Source organism: Rhizobium sp. LCM 4573, assembly GCF_001854865.1.
GTDB lineage: Bacteria > Pseudomonadota > Alphaproteobacteria > Rhizobiales > Rhizobiaceae > Neorhizobium.
Window position 1 is genome coordinate 14,400 of record NZ_MDDW01000029.1, and the last position, 22,252, is coordinate 36,651.

At 62.2% G+C, this 22,252-nt stretch carries 18 protein-coding genes; 11 read left to right on the forward strand and 7 right to left on the reverse strand.

Features of this window, described 5'->3' with window-relative positions; genetic code table 11:
• Nucleotides 1-159: 159 nt before the first annotated feature.
• The 5 genes from LCM4573_RS24630 to LCM4573_RS24650 all read left to right on the forward strand — a co-directional run bounded on the left by LCM4573_RS24630 (nt 160) and on the right by LCM4573_RS24650 (nt 5,698).
• Nucleotides 160-1,173, forward strand: a complete 1,014-nt coding sequence (locus tag LCM4573_RS24630; RefSeq protein WP_071009248.1) for a carbohydrate ABC transporter permease — start codon at nt 160-162, stop codon at nt 1,171-1,173.
• Between the two features lies 1 nt (nt 1,174).
• The gene (locus tag LCM4573_RS24635) at nt 1,175-2,335 is read left to right on the forward strand and encodes a carbohydrate ABC transporter permease (protein ID WP_071009249.1); all 1,161 of its coding nucleotides are present in this window, start codon (nt 1,175-1,177) and stop codon (nt 2,333-2,335) included.
• 34 nt (nt 2,336-2,369) lie between these two features.
• On the forward strand, nt 2,370-4,025 hold the full coding sequence (locus LCM4573_RS24640) for an alpha-glucosidase family protein (protein ID WP_071009250.1): 1,656 nt from the start codon (nt 2,370-2,372) through the stop codon (nt 4,023-4,025).
• Between the two features lie 18 nt (nt 4,026-4,043).
• Nucleotides 4,044-5,132: an ABC transporter ATP-binding protein gene (locus LCM4573_RS24645; protein ID WP_071009251.1), complete on the forward strand. Its 1,089-nt coding sequence runs from the start codon at nt 4,044-4,046 to the stop codon at nt 5,130-5,132.
• 209 nt (nt 5,133-5,341) lie between these two features.
• Nucleotides 5,342-5,698 (forward strand): hypothetical protein, encoded by a 357-nt coding sequence (locus tag LCM4573_RS24650; RefSeq protein ID WP_071009252.1) that lies wholly within the window; start codon nt 5,342-5,344, stop codon nt 5,696-5,698.
• Nucleotides 5,699-5,763: 65 nt separating this feature from the next.
• Here LCM4573_RS24650 and edd read toward each other — a convergent pair whose 3' ends face one another.
• From edd to LCM4573_RS24675, 5 genes are all read right to left on the reverse strand, one after another.
• Nucleotides 5,764-7,581 (reverse strand): phosphogluconate dehydratase, encoded by a 1,818-nt coding sequence (gene edd / locus LCM4573_RS24655; protein ID WP_071009253.1) that lies wholly within the window; start codon nt 7,579-7,581, stop codon nt 5,764-5,766.
• Nucleotides 7,582-7,681: 100 nt separating this feature from the next.
• Nucleotides 7,682-8,380: a 6-phosphogluconolactonase gene (pgl, locus tag LCM4573_RS24660; RefSeq protein WP_071009254.1), complete on the reverse strand. Its 699-nt coding sequence runs from the start codon at nt 8,378-8,380 to the stop codon at nt 7,682-7,684.
• Nucleotides 8,381-8,402: 22 nt separating this feature from the next.
• A complete protein-coding gene (gene zwf / locus LCM4573_RS24665) occupies nt 8,403-9,875 on the reverse strand; it encodes a glucose-6-phosphate dehydrogenase (RefSeq protein WP_071009255.1) in 1,473 nt (490 codons plus the stop codon).
• A gap of 107 nt (nt 9,876-9,982) precedes the next feature.
• The gene (locus LCM4573_RS24670) at nt 9,983-11,272 is read right to left on the reverse strand and encodes an FAD-binding oxidoreductase (protein ID WP_083347622.1); all 1,290 of its coding nucleotides are present in this window, start codon (nt 11,270-11,272) and stop codon (nt 9,983-9,985) included.
• A 19-nt stretch (nt 11,273-11,291) separates the two neighbouring features.
• A complete protein-coding gene (locus LCM4573_RS24675) occupies nt 11,292-12,731 on the reverse strand; it encodes a glutamine synthetase family protein (RefSeq protein WP_071009257.1) in 1,440 nt (479 codons plus the stop codon).
• A gap of 127 nt (nt 12,732-12,858) precedes the next feature.
• Here LCM4573_RS24675 and LCM4573_RS24680 point away from each other — a divergent pair, with 127 nt between their 5' ends.
• From LCM4573_RS24680 to LCM4573_RS24695, 4 genes are all read left to right on the forward strand, one after another.
• Nucleotides 12,859-14,040 (forward strand): NAD(P)/FAD-dependent oxidoreductase, encoded by a 1,182-nt coding sequence (locus LCM4573_RS24680; RefSeq protein ID WP_071009258.1) that lies wholly within the window; start codon nt 12,859-12,861, stop codon nt 14,038-14,040.
• Nucleotides 14,041-14,179: 139 nt separating this feature from the next.
• Complete coding sequence (locus LCM4573_RS28830) at nt 14,180-14,311, forward strand: hypothetical protein (protein WP_274534865.1); 132 nt, start codon at nt 14,180-14,182, stop codon at nt 14,309-14,311.
• 165 nt (nt 14,312-14,476) lie between these two features.
• The gene (locus LCM4573_RS24685) at nt 14,477-16,321 is read left to right on the forward strand and encodes a methyl-accepting chemotaxis protein (RefSeq protein WP_071009259.1); all 1,845 of its coding nucleotides are present in this window, start codon (nt 14,477-14,479) and stop codon (nt 16,319-16,321) included.
• Nucleotides 16,322-16,607: 286 nt separating this feature from the next.
• Entirely contained in the window at nt 16,608-17,471 is an 864-nt protein-coding gene (locus tag LCM4573_RS24695; protein WP_071009261.1) for a LysR family transcriptional regulator, read from the forward strand.
• 145 nt (nt 17,472-17,616) lie between these two features.
• Here the strand turns inward: LCM4573_RS24695 and LCM4573_RS24700 are convergent, their stop codons facing one another.
• Both LCM4573_RS24700 and aceA read right to left on the reverse strand, forming a co-directional pair.
• The gene (locus tag LCM4573_RS24700; protein WP_046794273.1) at nt 17,617-17,853 is read right to left on the reverse strand and encodes a hypothetical protein; all 237 of its coding nucleotides are present in this window, start codon (nt 17,851-17,853) and stop codon (nt 17,617-17,619) included.
• A gap of 183 nt (nt 17,854-18,036) precedes the next feature.
• Nucleotides 18,037-19,326 (reverse strand): isocitrate lyase, encoded by a 1,290-nt coding sequence (gene aceA / locus LCM4573_RS24705; protein WP_071009262.1) that lies wholly within the window; start codon nt 19,324-19,326, stop codon nt 18,037-18,039.
• A gap of 210 nt (nt 19,327-19,536) precedes the next feature.
• On the opposite strand from aceA, the gene LCM4573_RS24710 reads away from it, so the two are divergent.
• Both LCM4573_RS24710 and LCM4573_RS24715 read left to right on the forward strand, forming a co-directional pair.
• Nucleotides 19,537-20,952, forward strand: a complete 1,416-nt coding sequence (locus tag LCM4573_RS24710; RefSeq protein WP_071009263.1) for a short-chain fatty acyl-CoA regulator family protein — start codon at nt 19,537-19,539, stop codon at nt 20,950-20,952.
• A 127-nt stretch (nt 20,953-21,079) separates the two neighbouring features.
• A complete protein-coding gene (locus LCM4573_RS24715) occupies nt 21,080-22,177 on the forward strand; it encodes a polyamine ABC transporter substrate-binding protein (protein WP_071009264.1) in 1,098 nt (365 codons plus the stop codon).
• The last annotated feature ends 75 nt before the right edge of the window (nt 22,178-22,252 follow it).

Below are 22,252 nucleotides of genomic sequence, written 5' to 3' on the forward strand. Positions count from 1 at the left end.
GCCCCTCACTCCGCCTCCGCGTCGCTCCGCGACCCTCTCCCCGTAACGGGGCGAGGGGGGAGGGGACGGTGCGGCATATCCTTCTCCCCACTTGCGGTAGAAGGTGCCGGAAGGCGGATGAGGGGCAATATGAAACAGGCCTAAGCGAGAGGGGCATTCATGGCATCGCAGATCGTGTCAGCCTTCGGGGCGGTGATCGTCGGCGTTTTCGCCTGCGCCTTGTATTACTGGCTTTCGGACAAGCTACTGCAGGTTCTCTTCCCGGTCCGTGAAGGCGATGTCCGCGCCGCCTCGGTAAACCTCAACCGCCGTGCAGTCGTGCGGCCCTGGCTGTTTCTGGGACCGGCGCTCATCCTCCTTGCCGTCTATCTCGTCTATCCGGTGCTCGCGACTTTCGTGCTCTCCTTCTACGACCGCTCCGGCGTCAATTTCGTCGGGCTCGCCAATTACCGCTGGGCGATTTCGGATGGGCAGTTCCGCCAGTCGATCTTCAACAACATCCTCTGGCTTGCCGTGGTGCCTGCCGCCTGCACCTTCTTCGGACTGGTGATCGCGGTTCTGACCGWCCGCATATGGTGGGGCAATATCGCCAAGAGCCTCGTCTTCATGCCGATGGCGATCTCCTTCGTGGGCGCATCGGTGATCTGGAAATTCGTCTACGAATATCGGGGCGGCAGCGAGGCGCAGATCGGTCTCCTCAATGCCATCGTGCAGTTCTTCGGCGGCGATCCGCAGGTCTGGATATCGCTCCCCTTCTGGAACAACTTCTTTCTGATGGTCATCCTCATCTGGATACAGACCGGCTTTGCGATGGTGATCCTGTCAGCCGCGTTGCGCGGTATTCCGGAAGAGACGATCGAGGCGGCGGTGATCGATGGCGCCAATGGCTGGCAGATCTTCTGGAAGATCATGGTGCCGCAGATCTGGGGCACGATCGCGGTCGTCTGGACGACGATCACCATCCTGGTGCTGAAGGTCTTCGATATCGTGCTGACCATGACCAACGGCCAGTGGAACACCATGGTGCTCGCCAATCTCATGTTCGACTGGATGTTCCGCGGTGGCGGCGACAGCGGGCGAAGCGCGGTGATTGCGCTCGTCATCATGGCGGCCGTCACGCCGATCATGATCTGGAACATCCGGCAGGCCAACAAGGAAATGGGAGGCCATTGAGATGAATGCCGCAGCAAGCTTGCGCCGCATCGGCCTTCCGCGCCTCATCGTCCATTTCGCGGTGCTTGTCATCTGCGTCATATGGCTCATCCCGACCCTTGGCATCCTGATGACATCCTTCCGGGAACCGGCGCAGATCACCTCGTCCGGCTGGTGGACGGCTTTCACCAGCGCCGCCCGGACGAGCGCTGCACGGCTTGCCGATCCCTCGACGGCCCGGCAGGAGGGTGCCAATTTCGTGATTTCCGGCTCGGTCTTCGGGGAAGGGCAGGGGGGGACGGTCCGGGCCTTCGGCACGCGGGTGCAGGAGCCGGCCGCCTATCCCGCTGGCCAGCCGGCCGATCTCGGCGACGGCGAAACGCTGACGATCAACGAGGACGGTAGCTACACTTATATGAAGGCCGGCCCTTTCGACGGCGAGCGGGGCCGCCGTGTCTATCTCCAGGTCGCCACGCCGCCTTCCTTCACGACGGAAAACTACGATACGGTCCTCACCTCGCAAGGGATCGGCCAAGCCTTCGTCAACTCGCTGACGGTCGCCATTCCCTCCACCATCATTCCGATCCTCATCGCCGCCTTTGCGGCTTACGCCCTTTCTTGGATGGAGTTTCCCGGCCGCGCGCTGCTCATTGCCATGGTGGTGGGTTTGATCGTCGTGCCGCTGCAGATGTCGCTCATTCCGCTTTTGAGGATGTATAACGAGATCGGCGGCCTGCTCGGCGTGCCGTCGCGGAGCTATGCCGGCATCTGGCTCGCCCATTCGGCCTTCGGAATGCCGCTCGCGATCTATCTTCTGCGCAACTATATCGCAGGCCTGCCCAAGGAGATCATCGAATCCGCCCGTGTCGACGGCGCAAGCGATTTCGAGATTTTCCTGAAGATCATCCTGCCGCTCTCCTTCCCGGCCCTTGCCTCTTTCGCGATCTTCCAGTTCCTGTGGACCTGGAACGATCTTCTGGTGGCCATGGTTTTCCTCGGAACCGGAAGGGACCAGCTCGTCCTGACGGGCGCCTTGAACGCGCTTCTGGGTTCCCAGGGAGGCAAATGGGAAATTCTCACCGCATCCGCCTTTATCACCATCGTCGTTCCCCTGCTCGTCTTCTTCCTGCTTCAGCGGTATCTCGTGAGAGGCCTGCTGGCAGGGTCGGTAAAGGGCGGCTGAAACRGCGATAGAATTAAAAGAAACAGGACTTCGAATGGCTATTCTCGCCGAAAACAATGCGGCTCCCGACAAGGATTGGTGGCGCGGCGCCGTCATCTATCAGATTTATCCCCGCTCCTTTCAGGACAGCAACGGCGACGGCATCGGTGATCTCAAGGGCATCACCGCGCGCCTCTCGCATGTGGCCGCGCTCGGCGCCGACGCGATCTGGATTTCGCCGTTCTTTCCCTCGCCGATGAAGGATTTCGGCTACGACGTTTCCGATTACTGCGGCGTCGATCCGATGTCCGGGACACTGTCGGATTTCGATGGCCTGATCGCCGAAGCGCACCGGCTCGGCCTAAAGGTGATGATCGACCTCGTGATATCCCACAGCTCCGACCAGCATCCCTGGTTCATCGAAAGCCGGTCGAGCCGCTTCAATCCCAAGGCCGATTGGTACGTCTGGGCCGATGCCAAGCCGGACGGCACGCCGCCCAACAACTGGTTGTCGATCTTCGGCGGGTCCGCCTGGCATTGGGACCCGACGCGCATGCAATATTACATGCACAATTTCCTGATGTCGCAGCCGGACCTCAACCTCCATAATCCCGAGGTGCAGGACGCGCTGCTCGACATGACGCGTTTCTGGCTGCGGCGCGGCGTCGATGGCTTCCGGCTGGATACGATCAACTTCTACTTCCACGACAAGGAATTGCGGGATAACCCCTCGCTCGAACCTTCGCGCCGGAATGCCGCAACGGCCCCTGCCGTCAATCCCTATAACTTCCAGGAGCACATCTACGACAAGAACCGGCCGGAAAATCTGGAGTTTCTGAAGCGCTTCCGCGCCGTTCTGGAGGAGTTTCCTGCGATCGCCGCCGTGGGCGAGGTGGGTGACAGTCAGCGTGGGCTCGAGATCGTCGGCGAGTACACCTCCGGCAACGACAAGATGCAGATGTGCTATGCTTTCGAATTCCTGGCGCCCGATCCGCTCACCCCGGAACGTGTCGCGACCGTCCAGAACGCTTTTTCCGGCGCCGCCCCCGATGGCTGGGCCTGCTGGGCCTTTTCCAACCATGACGTGGTGCGCCATGTGAGCCGCTGGGGAGCTGAGGTTCTCGACCGTGACGCCTATGCCAGGATGCTCTCGGCCATTCTTCTGACCCAGCGGGGTTCCGTCTGCATCTATCAGGGGGAGGAACTGGGGCTGACCGAAGCCGACATCGCCTATGCGGACCTGCAGGATCCCTACGGCATTCAGTTCTGGCCGGAGTTCAAGGGACGCGACGGATGCCGCACGCCGATGGTGTGGGATGCCCAGGCGCTTCAAGCGGGCTTTTCGACTGCCGAACGCACCTGGCTACCCATTCCGGTAGAGCACCAGATGCGCGCGGTCAGCTCGCAATACGGCGATCCGGCCTCGGTGCTGGAGCAATATCGCCGTTTCCTGGCATTCCGCAAACTGCATCCGGCCTTCGCCAAGGGTGATATTCTCTTCCTGCCTCAGGATGGTTCGTTGCTTGCCTATAAGCGGCAGCATGGCAATGAGGTGCTGCTGTGCATGTTCAACGTCAGCGCGGCGCCAATCGCGGCTGAACTGCCGATCGGCGAATGGGAGGTGCTGACTGGCCACGGTTTCGAAAGCGGCTGGGAAGGCAATCGGGTGGAACTACCCGCCTGGGGGGCGTTCTTCGCCCGCCATGCATAGAGAAGAAGAGGGGGCAACATGGCCGGCGTCGTTCTGAAGGATATCCGGAAGGCATATGGTTCGGTGGAGGTGATCCACGGGATCGATCTGGAAATACGGCAGGGAGAGTTCGTCGTCTTCGTCGGCCCTTCGGGCTGCGGAAAATCGACGCTGCTCAGGATGATCGCCGGCCTGGAGAGCATCACCGGCGGCGAGATGCGGATCGCCGAACAGGTCGTCAACGATGTGCCGCCCTCCAAACGCGGTATCGCCATGGTCTTCCAATCCTATGCGCTCTATCCGCACATGACGGTCTACGACAACATGGCCTTCGGCATGCGGATCGCGCGTGAAAGCCGTGACGAGATCGATCGGCGGGTCCGCGCGGCCGCGGAGATCCTGCAGCTCGCGCCCTATCTCGATCGCTTGCCGAAGGCGCTTTCCGGCGGCCAGCGGCAGCGTGTGGCGATCGGCCGGGCGATCTGCCGCGATCCGAAGGTCTTTCTGTTCGATGAGCCGCTTTCCAATCTCGATGCGGCGCTGCGCGTCGCTACCCGCATCGAGATCGCCAAGCTCAACGAATCCATGCCGGATACGACGATGATCTACGTCACGCACGACCAGGTGGAGGCGATGACGCTGGCAGACCGGATCGTCGTGCTTTCCGCCGGCCGCATCGAACAGGTCGGCGCGCCGCTGGAACTCTACGAGCGGCCGGATAATCTCTTCGTTGCGCGTTTCATCGGCTCGCCCGCCATGAACGTCATTCCGGCGACGGTGACGGAGACGGGCGAGGCGACGGAGGTGGAGCTCAAGGGCGGCAAGTCGGTGCGCGTGCCGGTGCCATCGGCTGCCTCGGAAAAGGGCAAGAGGGCAAGCTTCGGTGTGCGCCCTGAGGACCTGACGATCGCAGCCGGCGAGGATTACCTCTTCGCGGGCCAGATCTCGATCGTCGAGGCGCTGGGCGAGGTGACGTTGCTCTATGTGGAAGGTCTCACGGGCGAGGAACCGATTATCGCGAAGATCCCCGGTATTCTCGACGTGAAGAAGGGAGAGACCATGCGCTTCTCGGCCGATCCGAAGAAACTGCATCTCTTCGATACAGCCGGCCGGAGCTATCGCCATTAATTGCGAAGTTCTTTCGAACGCTCTGTTAAACTTCGTCGGCTAGTCTTTTCCTGCGTAAGGCGATGAAGCCGAATACATCAGGGAATGACCCCGCGCGGAAATAACCCGTTGCGGATCGACGTAAACACGTCCGCCCAACGGAAGGGAGACAGGTCGTGGGTGCGGCAGCAAGCAATAGAAATCATTTTCTGAATAAGGAAGAGTCTTTCATGTACGACCGGGAGAGCCGGTTCAAAATGGAAGACACCATGAACGCGGCGCGCATCGAATATACCGAAAAGGGTGTGCTGAACATGGCGCAGCGCCGCTGCGACGTGCTGCGCATCTCCCGCAGCGGTGCGGTTCTCGGCCTCCTGACGCAGTATAAGCTGCCGGAACAGTTTTACCTCGATATTCCGGATGCCCGCATCTCCAAGATCGGGTGCCTGCTGATGCGTGCCAACATGAACAATACGATCGATGTGCGTTTCCTGAGCCTTCTCAGCCAGAAGGACCTGGACCGCATCTTCGTGTTCAGCACGCATCCCAGCCATCGCGACCGGACGCTCGACATCCGCGCATGGTGAGCGGGGCCTGAAAACGAAAGGGCGGCCCCAAGGCCGCCCATTTTGTTTTGTGTTCTGCGATAAGTTCAAGCAAACACGCTGGCGCCCTGGTCGGCCGGGCCCGCATTGCGGCGGAAGGTGGCGAAGAGTTCGCGGCCCATGCCGAATTCGTTTTCCGAAAGATCGGTTTCGGCAAGCGGGCGGGCGGCAAGTTCGGCGGCGTCGACAAGCACTTCCAGCGTCCCGGCGACCGCATCGAGGCGGATCATGTCTCCGTCCCTGATCCTGGCGATCGGGCCGCCGTCCGCAGCCTCGGGCGTGATGTGGATCGCAGCCGGCACTTTGCCCGAAGCGCCGGACATGCGCCCGTCGGTGACGAGGGCCACCTTGAAGCCGCGGTCCTGCAGCACGCCGAGCGGTGGCGTGAGGCGGTGGAGTTCCGGCATGCCGTTCGCCTTCGGTCCCTGGAAGCGCACGACGGCGACGAAATCGCGGTTGAGCTCGCCACGCTTGAAGGCGTCCTGCATTTCCTGCTGGTCATGGAAGACGATCGCAGGTGCCTGGATGACGTGGCGCTCCGGCTTGACGGCCGAAATCTTGATGACCGACCGGCCGATATTGCCGGTCAGCATCTTGAGGCCGCCGGTCGGCTGGAAGGGAGCTTCGATGCGGGCGAGCACTTTCGGATCGCCGCTCTCGTCCGGGATAGGTTCGCGCATGACGGAGCCGTTTTGATCGAGCTTGGCTTCGACGGTATAGGCTTCCAGCCCATGGCCGAAGACGGTGCGGACGTCGTCGTGCAGCAGGCCCTGCTTGAGAAGCTGCTTGATGAGAAAGCCGATGCCGCCTGCGGCATGGAAGTGGTTCACGTCGGAAAGCCCGTTCGGATAGACGCGGGCCAGCAGCGGCACGATATCCGAAAGCTCGGATATATCCTGCCAGGTGAGCTGGATGCCGGCCGCGCGCGCCATTGCGACGAGGTGCATGGTGTGGTTGGTCGAGCCGCCGGTGGCATGCAGGCCGACCACCCCGTTGACGATCGAGCGTTCGTCGATCATCTCGCCGGCCGGCGTGAATTCGTTGCCGAGCGCGGTGATGGCGAGCGCCCGCTTGGTCGCTTCGCGGGTCAGCGCATCGCGCAAGGGCGTGCCGGGATTGACGAAGGAGGCGCCCGGCATGTGGAAGCCCATGATCTCCATCAGCATCTGGTTGGAATTGGCGGTGCCGTAGAAGGTGCAGGTGCCGGGGCCGTGATAGGATTTCGATTCCGCTTCCAGAAGCTCGGCGCGGCCGACCTTGCCCTCTGCGTAAAGCTGGCGGATGCGGGATTTCTCGTCATTGGGCAGGCCGGTGGTCATGGGACCGGCAGGAATGAAGACGGCCGGCAGGTGGCCGAAACTGAGCGCGGCGATCACGAGGCCGGGCACGATCTTGTCGCAGATGCCGAGAAAGAGGGCCGCATCGAACATGTTGTGCGAAAGCCCGATGCCCGCCGCCATGGCGATCGCATCGCGCGAGAAGAGCGAAAGCTCCATGCCCGGCTGGCCCTGGGTCACGCCGTCGCACATGGCCGGCACTCCGCCGGCGACCTGGGCGATACCGCCGGCTTCCCGCGCCGCCTCCCGGATGATCGCCGGAAAGGTCTCGTAGGGCTGATGGGCCGAGAGCATGTCGTTATAGGCGGTGATAATGCCGAGGTTCGGAACGACGTCTCCCGCGAGCGCCTCCTTCTCGGCGGGGGAACAGACCGCAAAGCCATGGGCGAGGTTGCCGCAGGAGAGGACCGCCCGGTGCGGCCCCTTGCTCGAAGCGCGCCGTACGCGGTCGAGATAGGCTTCGCGATGTGGCTTCGATCGTTCGACGATACGGGCGGTGATCGCCTCGATGCTGGAATGGGCGGCCATAATCTAGTCCTCTTCGTCCATCCCGGCTTGGGAGGGGCAGGAAGCCGGCCGGGATCGGGGTTCTCTCAAAATTTCCGGCGGATGGCCGGCATGGGGCGCCTCAAGGCGCCCAATAGATATCGACCGGCGAATTTGCGCGGTTAAGTACGGCGCGGATCGGCATCTCCATCTCGTCGGAGCCGGATTTCGCCTTCTCCAACACCTCTTTCTTCCCTTCGCCCTCGATATGCAGAACCAGGAAGCGCGCATCCGAAAGGCTGGCGAAGGAGAACGTCAGGCGTTCCTCGCCGGCGCCTTCCGCCTCCATGGTCAGCACACCGCGCGGGCCGGAAAGATCGAGCGCTCTCTTCAGGTTGTCGCCATGCGGGAAGAACGAGGCCGTATGGCCGTCCGTTCCCATGCCGAGGATCGCAACGTCGAAGGGATTGCCGATGCCGGCAGCCTTTTCCGTGGCGACAGCCGCCGCTTCTCCGATCGAGGCGCGGTCATAGTAGAGCGGGACGAATTGGGCGGCCGCCGCCTTGCTCTTCAACAGGTGCGTGGCGACGAGCAGATGGTTCGAGCGCGGATTGTCGGCCGGCACGAAGCGCTCGTCCACCAGCGTGACCACGACCTTGGACCAGTCGAGATCGCGGGCCGAAAGCGCCTCGAAGAATTTCTTCGGCGTCGAGCCGCCGGAGACGGCGATCGATGCGCCGCCCCGCTCTGCGATGGCCGCGGCGAGCCGCGAGGAGACCGCATCCGCCAGAGCTTCCGCCAGCGTTGCGGCGTCGGAAAAGGCATGCAGCTTTGCCGTCATCGCTTTTCGCCCTTCATGCCCATTAGCCTTCATGCCAAGTGCGGCCGTCGCGCTCGATGAGCGCAATGGCCTGGCTCGGACCCCAGGTGCCGGCGGTATAGCCCTGCGCCAGCTGACCGGTCACTTCCCAGCCCTTGAGGATCGGGTCCACCCAGCGCCATGCGGCTTCCACTTCGTCGCGGCGCATGAAAAGCGTCTGGTTGGAGCGGATCGTATCCATCAGCAGCCGCTCATAGGCATCCGGGTTGCGAACCGAGAAGGACTCGGCAAAGCTCATGTCGAGCGAAACTTCGCGCAGACGCATGCCGCCGGGGCCTGGGTCCTTGATCATCAGGGACTGCTTCACGCCTTCATCCGGCTGGAGGCGGATGATGAGCTGGTTGGCGGCGATGCGGCCGGCGGCCGTATCGAATATATTGTGCGGGATCGGCTTGAAGGTGATGACGATCTCGGAGACGCGGGTGGCAAGCCGCTTGCCGGTGCGGATGTAGAAGGGCACGCCCGCCCAGCGCCAGTTTCCGATCTCGGCCTTGATGGCGACGAAGGTCTCGGTATTGGAGACGCCGCCCTCAAGCTCTTCGAGATAGCCCTTGACGGGGCCTCCGGCCGATGCGCCGGCGCGATACTGGCCGCGAACCGTAACCTGCTCGACATTGGCTTCGGTGATGGGCTTCAACGCGTGCAGCACCTTCAGCTTCTCGTCGCGGACGGATTCGGAATCCATCGATGCCGGCACTTCCATGGCGACGAGGCAGAGAAGCTGAAGGATATGGTTCTGCACCATGTCGCGCAGCGCCCCGGCGGTGTCATAGTAACCCGCGCGGCCTTCCAGGCCGACGGCTTCGGCGACCGTGATCTGCACGTGATCGATATGATTTGCGTTCCACAGCGGCTCGTAGAGCGCATTGGCGAAACGCAGCGCCATCAGGTTCTGCACCGTCTCCTTGCCGAGGTAGTGGTCGATGCGGAAGATCTGCTCTTCACGGAAGACGTTGCCGATCGTGTCGTTGAGCGCCAGCGCCGAAGCGAGATCGCGGCCGATGGGCTTCTCCACGACGATCCGCGTGGACTTGGTGATCAACTTGTGATCGCGGATCTTTTCCGAGATCGGACCGAAAATGCCGGGAGCGACGGCCAGATAGAAGGCGCGGATACGATCCTTGCCCTCCTCGAGCAGCTTCTTCAACTGGTCCCAGCCCTGGTCGGTCTTGGCGTCCACGGGCACGTAGAAAATCCGCTGGCAGAACTTCTTGACTTCCGCCTCGTCGTATTCGCCCTTCTTCAGGTGCTCCTTCAGCGCATCTTCCGCGAACTTTCGGTATTCGTCGTCGGAAAGCGTGCTGCGCGAGGCGCCGATGATGCGGGTCGGCTCGCTGAACTGGCCTTCGATCTGGCGGTGATAGAGAGCGGGCAGGAGCTTGCGCTCGGCAAGGTCGCCCGTGCCGCCGAACACGACACAATCAAAGGGTTCAACGGGAATGATCTGGCTGCTCATACGCTGGTCTTTCGTCTTCGTATGGTTGGAGGCTTGTTTAATCTAATCGATTTAAAAAGGCCAGCCCGATTTAGGGTCTGACGGATAACTTGTTGGCGCGCGCCTTGTCACAGCCTGTCGCGCAGGGCAAACCACGTCAAGGCGAGGAAAAGCAACGGAGTGCGCAGGTGCCGCCCGCCGGGGAAGGCGGGAACGTCAAGCGCCTCGAGGAGATCGAGGTCCGTCGCCTTGCCGCCGACCATATCAGCATAAAGTTTGCCACAATAGTTTGACAGGATCACGCCATGCCCGGAATAGCCGCCGATCGAGGTGACGCCCGGCATGACCTCCCGCACGAAAGGCTGGCGCGGCATGGTAATGCCCACATTGCCGCCCCAGGCATGGGTGACTTCGACGTCTTTCAGTGCCGGATAGGTTTCGACGATCTGGCGGCGGATGGCGTCGGCGGTGTCCTGCGGATTGCGTGACGAGTAGACCTCGCGGCCGCCGAAGAGGAGGCGGTTGTCGCGCGACTTGCGGAAATAGCGCACCACGAAGCGCGAATCGGCAACGGCCTCTCCACCGGGAAGCACGTCCGGAAAATCGTCGAGCGGCGCCGTCGCTGCGATGAAAGAGCCGATCGGCATCACATGCGCGGCCGTCACCGGCTCCAGATTGCCGATATAGGCATTGGTCGCGATCAGCGCCCGGTCCGCCGTGAGCGTGCCGTTCGGCGTATCGATCATGACCTTGCCCGAAGCGCGCCTGATCGCGGTCGCCTGCGTCATCTCGTGGAGCTGCGCGCCGGCTTCATTCGCCACGCGGGCGAGGCCGACCAGGAGCTTCAGCGGATGGATATGGCCGGTGCCGGTGTCACGCACGCCGCAATAATAGCTTTTGCTGCCGACGCGTTCGGCCGTCTCGCGTGCGTCCATGAAGGAAAGATGCGGATAGCCGTAACGCTCCGCGGCGATCTCGGCGTTCGCCTGATATTCCTTCTCGTAGCCGGGCTTGTGAGCGACGTTCATCTGCCCCGGCATATAGTCGATATCGATGCCGTGGGCCGTCGCGAAGTCGAGGAGATGACGTTTGGCGTCCTCGGCCATGTCGAACAGAGCCTTGGAACGTTCGTAGCCGATCTTCTGCTCCAGTTCCTCCGGCCAGGCGCGCTGACCGGTGCCCATCTGACCGCCATTGCGGCCCGAAGCGCCGTCGCCGAGCCGGCAGGCCTCGATCAAGGCCACCGAAACTCCGCTCTTGGCGAGATTATAGGCCGCCTGCAGGCCGGTGAAGCCGCCGCCGACAATCGCCACATCGACGGTGCCGGAACCGTCGAGCGCGGGATAGGCGGGGCGTTCACCAATCGTGGCCTGATACCAGGAAATGCCGGGCGCTATGGGGCTCTGCCATGAATTCACGATGCGTTACTCATGTTACTCAGACATTCAGAAGCAGGAATTCCCGCTCCCAAGGACTGATCACCTGCATGAAGGTCTCGAACTCGCCGCGCTTGACACCGRCATAGAGCCCGATGAACTCGGGGTTGAACACATCCGTCAGCGCGGGTTCCGATTCCATCAGCGATACCGCCTCCAGCAGGCCGCGCGGCAGGTCGATCGAGCCCTCGTTGGCCGAATCCTCCGTCGGCGGATCGGGCTCGATGGCGCGCATGATGCCGAGCAGCCCGCAGCCGAGCGAGGCTGCAAGCGCCAGATAGGGATTGGCGTCCGAACTCGGCAACCTGTTCTCGACCCGGCGCGCCGCGGCGTCCGAAACCGGCACGCGGAAGGCGGTGGTGCGGTTGTCGTAACCCCAGGCATTGTTGACGGGTGCGGCCATGTCCGGCGTCAGGCGGCGATAGGAGTTCACATAGGGCGCCATCATCACCAGCGCCTTCGGCACATAGGTCTGCATGCCGCCGATGAAGTGGAAGAATTCCTTGGATGGCGACCCATCGGGATTGGAGAAGACGTTCCTGCCGGTCGCGATATCGACCACCGATTGGTGGATATGCATTGCCGAGCCAGCCTGTCCCTGCATCGGCTTGGCCATGAAGGTGGYATAGATGCCGTGCTTCAGCGCCGCCTCGCGAATGGTGCGCTTGAACAGGAAGACCTGGTCGGCAAGCTCGACGGGATCGCCGTGGCGCAGGTTGATCTCGAGCTGGGCAGGCCCTTCCTCGTGGATCAGCGTATCGATCTCCAGCCCCTGCTTTTCGGAGAAGTGGTAGATGTCGTCGATCAGTTCGTCGAACTCGTTGATGCCGGCGATCGAATAGCCTTGGCCGCCGAGGATGGAGCGGCCGGAGCGGCCTTTCGGCGGACGCAGCGGGTAATCCGGATCGTCGTTCTTGGCGACGAGATAGAACTCGATTTCCGGCGCCACGACGGGTTTCCAGCCGCGCTGCTTGTAGAGGTTGACGATGTTCTTCAGGACATTGCGCGGCGTATAGGCGACGGTCTGGCCGGTCGTATCCACGATGTCGCAGATCACCTGGGCCGTCGGATCGGTCTCCCAGGGCACCACCGAAAGCGTCGAAAGATCCGGCATCAGCTTGAGATCGCTGTCGCGCGGCTCATAGCGGAAGTTTGCGGTTTCCTCCGGATATTCGCCCGATATCGTATGGCGATAGAGCGCCGAAGGCAGCGCCAGCGAGGTATTCGACGTGAACTTCGAAGACGGCATCATCTTGCCGCGCGGCACGCCCGCCAGGTCCGGCGTGATGCACTCGACGTCCTCTATGCCGCGAGCCCTCAGCCATGCCGCCGCTTCGCGCCAGTCGGAGACGCCGCGCAGGGAAGTGAGGGTGGGCTTGGTTGTGGCAGCTTTGAGGACGCTGCCTTTGGTGGACGTCGGAGTGGGTTTCTTTCGCGGCATGGCACACCGGAGTGGGGTTGATCGGGAATCCCATCATAGCCACTCATTGGCGATTGGCGAGGGGGGCGGCATTGACTTTGGAACAAGGATCGCAAACACCGCTGGCGGAAATTGAAAGGATGGGCGCGTGGCGCGGAAATTCGACGTTGTGGTTCTGGGTGCCGGCGCGGCCGGCATGATGTGCGCGATCCGGGCGGGCGGCCGCGGCCGGTCGGTACTGGTTCTTGACCACGCGAAGGCCCCCGGCGAGAAGATCCGCATTTCCGGCGGCGGCCGCTGCAATTTCACCAACATCCATGCGACGGCGAAGAACTATCTTTCCGGCAATCCGCATTTCGCCAAATCGGCGCTCGCCCGCTACACGCCCCGCGATTTCCTCGACCTGGTCGAGGCACACGGCATCGCATGGCACGAAAAGACGCTCGGCCAGCTCTTCTGCGACAGTAGCGCCAAGGACATCATCCGCATGCTGCTTGCGGAAATGCGCAAGGTTAAGGCCGAACTCGAATTGCAGGCCGAGATCACCTCGGTCGAAAAGACGCTCGACGGGTTTCGGCTGGCGACTTCCTCCGGCCCGGTTGAAACGAAGGCTCTGGTCGTCGCCACCGGCGGCAAGTCTATCCCCAAGATGGGGGCGACCGGCCTTGCCTATCGCATCGCCGAGCAGTTCGGGCTGAAGGTGACGGAAACGCGGCCCGCCCTCGTGCCGCTGACCCTCGATCCGGGGCTCTTGGAAAAACTGGCTCCCCTTTCGGGCATTGCGGTGCCGGCGGAGGTTCGCCATGGCAAGACCGCCTTCCGCGAGGCGCTTCTCTTCACGCATCGCGGCTTGAGCGGCCCTTCCATCCTGCAGATATCCTCGTACTGGAGGGAGGGAGACGAAATCACCCTCGTGATCGAGCCGGATATGGATATGGCGGCCATGCTCAAGGCCGCGCGCGGGCAGAACGGCAGGCAGGCGCCGCAGACGGTGCTTGCCGAGACATTGCCGAAGCGGCTTGCCCAGTTCTTCGTCGAGACGCGCGGCATCGCGAGCCATCTCGCCGATCTTTCGGACAAGGCGATCCATGCGCTGGCCTCTTCCATCCAGAGCTGGACAATCCGCCCCGCGGGATCCGAGGGATACCGCACCGCGGAGGTCACCTCCGGCGGCATCGACACATCCGGGCTGGATTCACGAACGATGGAGGCCAGGGCCGTGCCCGGCCTCTATTTCATCGGCGAATGCGTGGACGTGACCGGCTGGCTCGGCGGTTATAATTTCCAATGGGCCTGGGCTTCCGGCCATGTATGCGGGGAAGCATTGTAACGATGCGATTCAGCACTTTTTAATGTGGCGGCGCGATCCTGCCTTAATCCCAGCAAAGTCCTGCTCATATTTGTTTGGGTGAATGCCGGTCTGCTGCTCTGCGGCAGAAGATAACAACAAGTGTTTCGAGGCTATTTCCATGCAGAAAAAACGCGCTCGTGCCATTGCCATCGCAGCAACCCGCGACGCCGAACGGTTCGCCCGTCTGCGCCTTCTTGCAATCACCATCGGCGCGGTAGCGGCATTGCTTGCTCTGCCGGTTCTGTTCTGACAATCCGGAACGGTTTGCAAGTGTAACCTGCTCCAAAGGCGGAGCAGCCGCGGCGATAACGCGATAGGCCGCAGCGCTAAACCTGCCGACAGTCCAATTCAGTAAATTTTTACGTAGTTCTAATAAAAAGGCCCCACGCCAATCTACTTTGGAAAGCTGGGCCCCATGCGCGGAATTCTTCCGTCTTCGATTGCTACCCGTATCGTCTTTCTCTGTCTCTTCTTGATCTTTGCCGCGGTCTCCGCCGTGGGCGGGCTCACCTATGCCTATCTGCGCGCCGATATCATGAACACGGCGCTGCGCGACGCCAAGGAAGCCGCCCGCGCCATGGGCCTTCTCTACGAGACCGACGTGGAAGGTGCGCGGGTCGAAATCCGCGAGGGCGAACTCGTTCGCGCGATTCAGGGCCAAGGCTCGGTGTCCGATCATGATCTCGTGGACCGCACGGCCCAGTCGATCGGCGGCGTTGCGACCGTTTTCGAGAAGCAGGGCAGCGAATATGTCCGCATCTCCACAAACGTGAAGACCGAGAAGGGCGAGCGTGCGATCGGCACCAAGCTTGCCGCCAATCATCCGGCGCAGGCCTTCCTTGCCCGAGGCGAGGCATATTTCGGCCCTGCCGTCCTTTTCGGCCGGGACTTCATGACCGGCTATTTCCCGATCACGGATGCTTCCAATGCCGTCACCGGGCTGCTCTTCATCGGCATTCCGATGGAGGTCTATTTCGCGCAGATGACATCTCTTTTCCATGTCGTGCTCGCCACCTCGCTCGTGGCGCTCGCCGTTGTCAGCCTTTTGAGCTTCCTTGCCCTACGCGCCTTGATCCGCCCGCTCGGGATCCTCACTGGCACGGTCCGCAAGATCGCCGAAGGCGATCATCATGCGGAGGTCCCTTATCTCGATAGCCGAACGGAATTCGGCAACATCGCCCGCGCGCTGGAAGTATTCCGCGACAATGCCCGCGAGAAACAGGTCATAGAGGCTCGTGGTGCCGAGGAACGCGCCGGGGCGGAGGCTGAGCGGCAGCGCAACGACATGGAGAAGCAGCGCGTCGATGCCCAGATCGATCTGGCCGTAACCGAACTTGGCAAGGCGCTCGCCCGGCTCGCCCAAGGCGATCTTTCCTCCGTGATCGATACCGGCTTCTCCGGCCGGCTCGAACAGCTCCGCCTCGATTTCAACGGCTCGATCATTCGCCTGCGCGATACGCTCTCTCACATCCGCGCAAGCACGTTCACGATCCAGCAAAGCAGCGCGGGCCTCAGCCATTCCTCGGCGGAACTCTCCAAGCGCACCGAAGCCCAGGCCGCCTCGCTGGAGGAAACCGCCGCCGCCGTCGACGAGATCACCGTGACGGTACGCTCCACCGCCGAGCGGGCGAAGGAAGCCAATGAGGCGGTGACGGTGACGCGCAAGAGCGCCGACAGTTCCGGAACCGTGGTGAGGAATGCGGTCGAAGCCATGGGCCGCATCGAAGAGGCGTCGAAGAAGATCGAGCTCATCATCGAGGTGATCGATGACATCGCTTTCCAGACCAATCTCCTGGCGCTGAATGCGGGCATCGAGGCGGCGCGCGCAGGCGAGGCCGGCAAGGGCTTCGCGGTGGTGGCGCAGGAAGTGCGGGAATTGGCGCAGCGCTCAGCGGGCGCCGCCCACGAGATCAAGGCGCTCATCAACCAATCCACCCAGGAAGTCGGCGCTGGTGCCGGCCTGGTGCAGCAGGCGGGCGAGGTTCTGGCGGCGATCAGYCGGCAGATCGCAGGGGTGAGCCAGCATGTGGAAATGATCGCCACGGCAAGCCAGGATCAATCCGCGGCGCTGCAGGAGATCAACACCTCCGTCAATCGCATGGATCAGATGACGCAGCAGAATGGCGCCATGGTCGGCGAAACCAGCGCTGCAAACCGGCGTCTCGCCGAAGAAGCCGATGTGCTCAGGCAGCTTGTCGAGCAGTTCCGCATTGGCGATGACGATGCGGTTCAGCGGGAACGGCGTCCTCGGGCGGCATGAGGATATCCTCACAAAGGGCRGTCTGCGGGCCGCCCTTTTTCATTGCTCGATCGCGGCTGAGCCATTTTGCGAGCCGGCTGATCCAGCGCGGCACGGGTTGGGCGAAGTCGCGATAAAAACACTCCTCCGCGTGAAGGTTATGTTCGGGCAAATTCATTTGCCGCTTCATGACGATAGCTGCGACTGTCTCGTACATTCGATGACTCCTTCGTATAAAAGCCATCTCCTCTACTAAACGCAAAAATCTGCTTCTTGAACGGCCGGCATCGGGCTATGTTTTTCACCCATGAAAAACATCGGCTGGGATGCTTACGAACTTTTCCTGGAGGTCGCGCGCCATGGCGGGCTTTCCGGTGCGGCCGGGGTGACGGGGCTCAGTCCCGCCACCATCGGCCGGCGCATGCTGGAACTGGAGGRGGAGGTCGGCCGTCCGCTCTTCGTCCGCAGCCGCACGGGCTACAGGCTGAGCGGCGAAGGGTCGCTTCTCCTCGACCAGATACTGGAAATGGAAGGTGCCGCCCGGCGCATCGAGGCATGGAAGCGGCAGGGCTCCGGTTCTGCCCTCGTCCGGGTTGCCTGCGGCACTTGGCTTGCCTGGATGTTCAACCGCAATTTTTCGGCGATCCGCACGGAAAGCGATGACTTCCGGCTGGATTTCTTCATTGCGGAGCGGCGTGCGGCGCTCGCCCATCGTGAAAGCGATATCGGTATCCGCGCTTTCGAGCCGGCGGAGCCGAACCTTGCGGCAACGAAGCTAGGGGAGGTGGCTTATGCCGCCTATCGCGCCCGTACCGCCCACCCCTCGACGGCGGAAAAGTGGCTCGCCGTATCGGAAGAGGATGCCATCTCCGCCTATCTGCGCTTTCCGCACGAAGCCCGTGCCGGGCAGATCGTGGTGACGGTCAACCGCCCTCGCTCGCTGCGCGATCTGGCCTTGGCCGGCGCGGGCACCGCCGTGCTGCCCTGCTTCGTCGGCGATCAGGATATCCGGCTTGCCCGGGTGGGGGAGGAGATCACCGAGCTGCGGCACAGCCAATGGATCGTCATGAACAATGACGATCGCCACCGGCGCGAAATCCGCACGGTCGTGGATCGCATGGTAAGCCTCGTTCGGGGCCATGCGGAACTGTTCGCCGGACGCCGACCCTGATCTTGAGTTTCCCGCATGCAGAAGGCGCCGGTTCAGGGCGCCTTCCGTTCAGCGTTTGATGCGATGATAGGAGCGTAGCCCGCCTGTTGGTGCGGGCCCGCAAGGCTGAGCAGCATTGCCGCGAGGGCGAGTATCGTAAGCAGCATTATCTGTTGCTCGCGATCACGACGGGGATCATGAGATCACCCCAATGGCCGTCGCCGCCGTGATGGCGCGCGGACCGGACGAGTTCGACGGAAACGCCTGCCTCGACCGCCTTTATGACGGAATGATTGAGCCGGTGCAGGTCGTTGGCGAGCGATCGGATCGCCGCCTGCTGGTCGGCGGTCATGCTGGTGGATTGTTCTTCTGCGCGTTCCTTGACGCGGGTCTGGACGTTCATGGCATTTCTCCTCTCTCGGGGTTCTTGAAAAATGACCCCTCCCCAGCCCCTCCCCACAAGGGGGAGGGGGACTATGCCGCGCGCCTCGTATTCCACCTCAAACTCATGGGGTGAGTAAGGGTAGAAAGGTCGCCGTTGGTAGCCCCTCCCCCTTGTGGGGAGGGGTTGGGGAGGGGTAGCTCGTTACTCCGCTGCCGGGCGGAACTGGTCGTGCTCGGTGGATTCCTTCATGGCGGTGGTGGAGGAAAGTCCTCCGGTGATTGCCATGGAGACGGCGTCGAAATAGCCGGTGCCCACCTCGCGCTGGTGCTTGGTCGCCGTATAGCCGTTCGCCTCGGCGGCAAATTCCGCCTCTTGGAGCTCCGAATACGCGGCCATCTGCCGATCCCTGTAGCCGCGGGCCAGTTCGAACATGCCGTGGTTCAGCTGGTGGAAGCCCGCGAGCGTGATGAACTGGAACTTGTAGCCCATCGCGCCCAGCTCCCGCTGGAACCTGGCGATCGTCGCGTCGTCCAGGTTCTTCTTCCAGTTGAACGAAGGCGAGCAGTTATAGGCGAGGAGCTTGCCCGGATGCGCCTTGTGGACGCCCTCCGCGAACCTCCTCGCCTGCTCCAGATCCGGCTTGGAGGTCTCACACCAGATCAGGTCGCAATAGGGTGCGTAGGCGATCGCCCGCGCTATGCAGGGTTCGAGCCCGTTCCGCACATGATAGAAACCCTCGACCGTGCGGCCGGCGTCATAATCCACGAAGGGCCGGTCGCGCTCATCGATGTCCGAGGTGAGCAGCTTGRCCGCCTCCGCGTCGGTGCGGGCGATGACCAGCGTCGGCACGCCCATGACATCGGCGGCAAGCCGCGCGGCGGTGAGATTGCGGATATGCGCGGCGGTCGGGATCAGAACCTTGCCGCCGAGATGCCCGCACTTCTTTTCCGAGGCGAGCTGGTCCTCGAAGTGAACCCCCGCGGCACCCGCTTCGATGAAGGCTTTCATGATCTCGAAGGCGTTGAGCGGTCCGCCGAAGCCGGCTTCCGCATCAGCCACGATCGGCGCGAACCACGTCTCGACCGAAAGCCCTTTGCCTTCGGCGGTTTCTATCTGGTCGGCCCGCTGCAGTGTGCGGTTGATGCGCTTGGCAAGCTCCGGGGCTGCGTTGGCAGGATAGAGCGACTGGTCCGGATACATGGCCGAAGCGGTGTTGGCGTCGGCCGCAACCTGCCAGCCGGAGAGATAGATCGCCTTCAGTCCTGCGCGGACCATCTGCATGGCCTGGTTGCCGGAAAGCGCGCCGAGCGCGTTGACGAAATCCTCCTCGTGCAGGAGCTTCCACAGCCGGTTCGCCCCCATCTCCGCCAGCGAGTAGCGGATTTCGATCGAGCCGCGCAGGCGCTTGACGTCCTCGGCGCCATAGGGGCGCTCGATGCCGTCGAAGCGGCCCCCAACTGCATTCGGAACCAGTTTGTAAAATTCTGTCATTATCCTCTCTCCCATTGAGAATCCGTCATCGCCATCTCGGCGAGTTCGTATGACTGAATTTACAGAAAAGAAGATGTTATCGCCAGAAAAGTTGCGAAAACAGCGCCATGAAAGAGGTTAGCTTGTCTTGTGTTTTACCAATCGATCTGTGAAGATGTAAATCTAGTAAAATTTGGTTGGGTCTTCGAAGTTGTAAAAAAGGTGTAACAGGTGGCGGAGCGAAAGATTTTCGGAGGCCCTCGCGTGAGGCGCATCCGGATCGGCCTCGGACTGACACAAACGTCCATGGCCGAGGCTCTTGGCATTTCGCCGTCCTATCTTAATCTGATAGAGCGCAATCAGCGGCCGCTTACCGTCCAACTCCTCCTGAAGCTTGCCACCGTCTACAAGGTCGATCTCGATGCCTTGCAGGGTGAGGGCGGCGGTCTGGCGAGCCAATTGCGCGAAGTCTTTTCCGATCCGCTGCTGGTCGGCGAAATCCCCGGCGACCAGGAAATCATCGAGGTAGCCGAAGCCGCCCCCAATGCCGCGCTTGGCATGATGAAGCTCTATCGCGCCTATCGGGAACAGGCCGYGCGGCTTTCCGATCTTTCCGATCTTCTGGCGCGCGAAGGCCATGAGACGTCGATCGCCGGTGCACGGCTGCCGATCGACGAAGTGCGTGAGACGTTGGAGCGCCGGCCGAATTTCTTCGCCCGGATAGAGGACGCCGCGGAGGCATTTGCTGAAAGGCTTGCCGGCGGCGATGAGCTGCCGGGTGCTCTCAAGGCCTGGCTGAAGGCAGAGCATGGCATTGTTGTCCGTACGCTGCCGGATCACGTCATGCCGGATCTCCGCCGCCGCTATGACCGCCACTCCATGCGGCTTTTCCTTTCGGAGCGCCTTTCGCCCTTCGACCGCACGCGCGAGCTTGCCATGGAGGCGGGGCTTCTGGCGCTCGGGCCGGAGATCATGGCGGAACTGGATGCGCTCTCCCTTTCCACCGGGGAGGCCCGGCGCATCGCCCGTTTCGAGCTTGCCCGCTATGCGGCCCATGCGCTGATGATGCCCTATGCGCAGTTTCTCGCCGCCGCGCAGCGCGCCCGCTACGATATCGACATCCTTCGCGGACGCTTCGACGTTTCGTTCGAGCAGGCGGCGACGCGCCTTGCCACGCTCTGTCGCGCCAGCTCCGCCGGCATCCCCTTCTTCCTGCTGGAGCTCGATCATGCCGGCAATGCGATACGCCGCGCCGGCGCGCAGGGCTTTCCGCAGGCGCGCTTCGGCGGTCTCTGTCCGAAGCTCGGCATCCATACGGCCTTCGCCCAGCCGGGACAGGTGCTGGTCGATGCGGTGGAGATGGCGGACGGCAATGCCTTCCTGACGCTTTCCCGCACGCTGGAAGGTCCGCAGGCCGGCTTCGGGGAGCGGGTGCGGCGCACGGCGCTCCTTATCGGCTGCGACCTCTCCCATGCCGGCGACACGGTCTATGGTGATGTGGTGGCGGCATCGGCGAAAGTGCTCGCCGGCACGGCCTGCCGCCTCTGCGAACGGCGGGGCTGTCTTTCCCGTGCCGAACCGCCGCTCACCCGCCCGCTCGGGCTCGACGAGATGGTGACGGGGCTCAGCGCGTTCGATTTCCAGTAGTCCCTTGTGGCAGCGCACATTTCCCCTCTTGTGGGGAGGAAATTTCCTTCTTACTCTGGTTGAAAAACATGCGGGAATTCATGCGCGGCACCCCGCCTGCGCGGGAAAAACTGGAACAGGAGAGATCATGAAAACCCATTTGCTCCGTCTTGCCGCCGCCGTTGCCGCGTCGGCGATCGCCGCCACCGCTGCCATGGCGCAGGAACGGGTGGTTCATGTCTACAACTGGTCCGACTATATCGATGAATCGGTCCTGGCGGATTTCACCAAGGAAACCGGTATCAAGGTCGTCTATGACGTGTTCGATAACAACGAGATCGTCGAGACCAAGCTGCTCGCCGGCGGTTCGGGCTATGATGTCGTTGCACCGACCGCTCCGTTCCTGGCACGCCAGATCCAGGCGGGCGTCTTCCAGAAGCTCGACAAATCGAAGCTGCCGAACCTTTCCAATCTCTGGCCGGAAATTTCCGAGCGTCTGGCCAAGTACGATCCCGGCAACGAATATGCCGTGAACTACATGTGGGGCACGACCGGCATCGGCTACAATGTCGAGAAGGTGAAGGCCGCGCTCGGCGACGTGCCAGTCGATAGCTGGGATATTCTCTTCAAGCCGGAAAATGCCGAAAAGCTGAAGGCCTGCGGCATCAATATCCTGGATGCCTCCGACGAGACCTTCGCCATCGCCATGAATTATATCGGCAAGGACCCGGACAGCAAGGAGACCGCCGATCTCGAGGCAGGCGGCGAGGTCTATTCGAAGATTCGTCCCTTCGTACGGTCGTTCAACTCGTCCGCCTATATCGATGAGCTTGCCAATGGCGATCTCTGCATCACCATCGGCTGGTCCGGCGACGTGCTGCAGGCGAAGGACCGCGCCGAGGAAGCCAATAACGGCGTGCAGGTCAACTACGTGATCCCCAAGGAAGGCACCTATATGTGGTTCGACAACCTCGCGATCCCGGCGGATGCGAAGAATGTCGAGGAGGCGCATGCCTTCATCAACTACATGATGAAGCCGGAAGTCATCGCCAAGTCGACGAACTACGTGCAGTATGCGAACGGCAACTTGGCCTCGCAGCAATTCATCGACAAGGAAGTGCTGGACAATCCTTCCGTCTATCCTCCTGCCGAAGTGCTTTCCAAGCTCTTCGCCATCTCGTCCTATGGTCCGCGCGAGCAACGCGTGCTGAACCGGGTCTGGACGCAGATAAAGACCGGTAGCTGAGTTGAGAAAAAGGGCAGGCCCATCGCCTGCCCTTTTCGGCTTGGCGCAAGTGTAACGGGGCGAATTGGGGTTAGG

What these genes read in the sequence shown, in the direction of transcription:
- LCM4573_RS24640 (WP_071009250.1), top strand. Translation starts at nt 2,370, where the DNA reads ATGGCTATTCTCGCCGAAAACAATGCGGCTCCCGACAAGGATTGGTGG.
- zwf (WP_071009255.1), bottom strand. Translation starts at nt 9,875, where the DNA reads ATGAGCAGCCAGATCATTCCCGTTGAACCCTTTGATTGTGTCGTGTTC.
- LCM4573_RS24700 (WP_046794273.1), bottom strand. Translation starts at nt 17,853, where the DNA reads ATGAACGTCCAGACCCGCGTCAAGGAACGCGCAGAAGAACAATCCACC.
- pgl (WP_071009254.1), bottom strand. Translation starts at nt 8,380, where the DNA reads ATGACGGCAAAGCTGCATGCCTTTTCCGACGCCGCAACGCTGGCGGAA.
- LCM4573_RS24715 (WP_071009264.1), top strand. Translation starts at nt 21,080, where the DNA reads ATGAAAACCCATTTGCTCCGTCTTGCCGCCGCCGTTGCCGCGTCGGCG.
- LCM4573_RS24645 (WP_071009251.1), top strand. Translation starts at nt 4,044, where the DNA reads ATGGCCGGCGTCGTTCTGAAGGATATCCGGAAGGCATATGGTTCGGTG.
- LCM4573_RS24650 (WP_071009252.1), top strand. Translation starts at nt 5,342, where the DNA reads ATGTACGACCGGGAGAGCCGGTTCAAAATGGAAGACACCATGAACGCG.
- LCM4573_RS28830 (WP_274534865.1), top strand. Translation starts at nt 14,180, where the DNA reads ATGCAGAAAAAACGCGCTCGTGCCATTGCCATCGCAGCAACCCGCGAC.
- edd (WP_071009253.1), bottom strand. Translation starts at nt 7,581, where the DNA reads ATGGCCGCCCATTCCAGCATCGAGGCGATCACCGCCCGTATCGTCGAA.
- LCM4573_RS24635 (WP_071009249.1), top strand. Translation starts at nt 1,175, where the DNA reads ATGAATGCCGCAGCAAGCTTGCGCCGCATCGGCCTTCCGCGCCTCATC.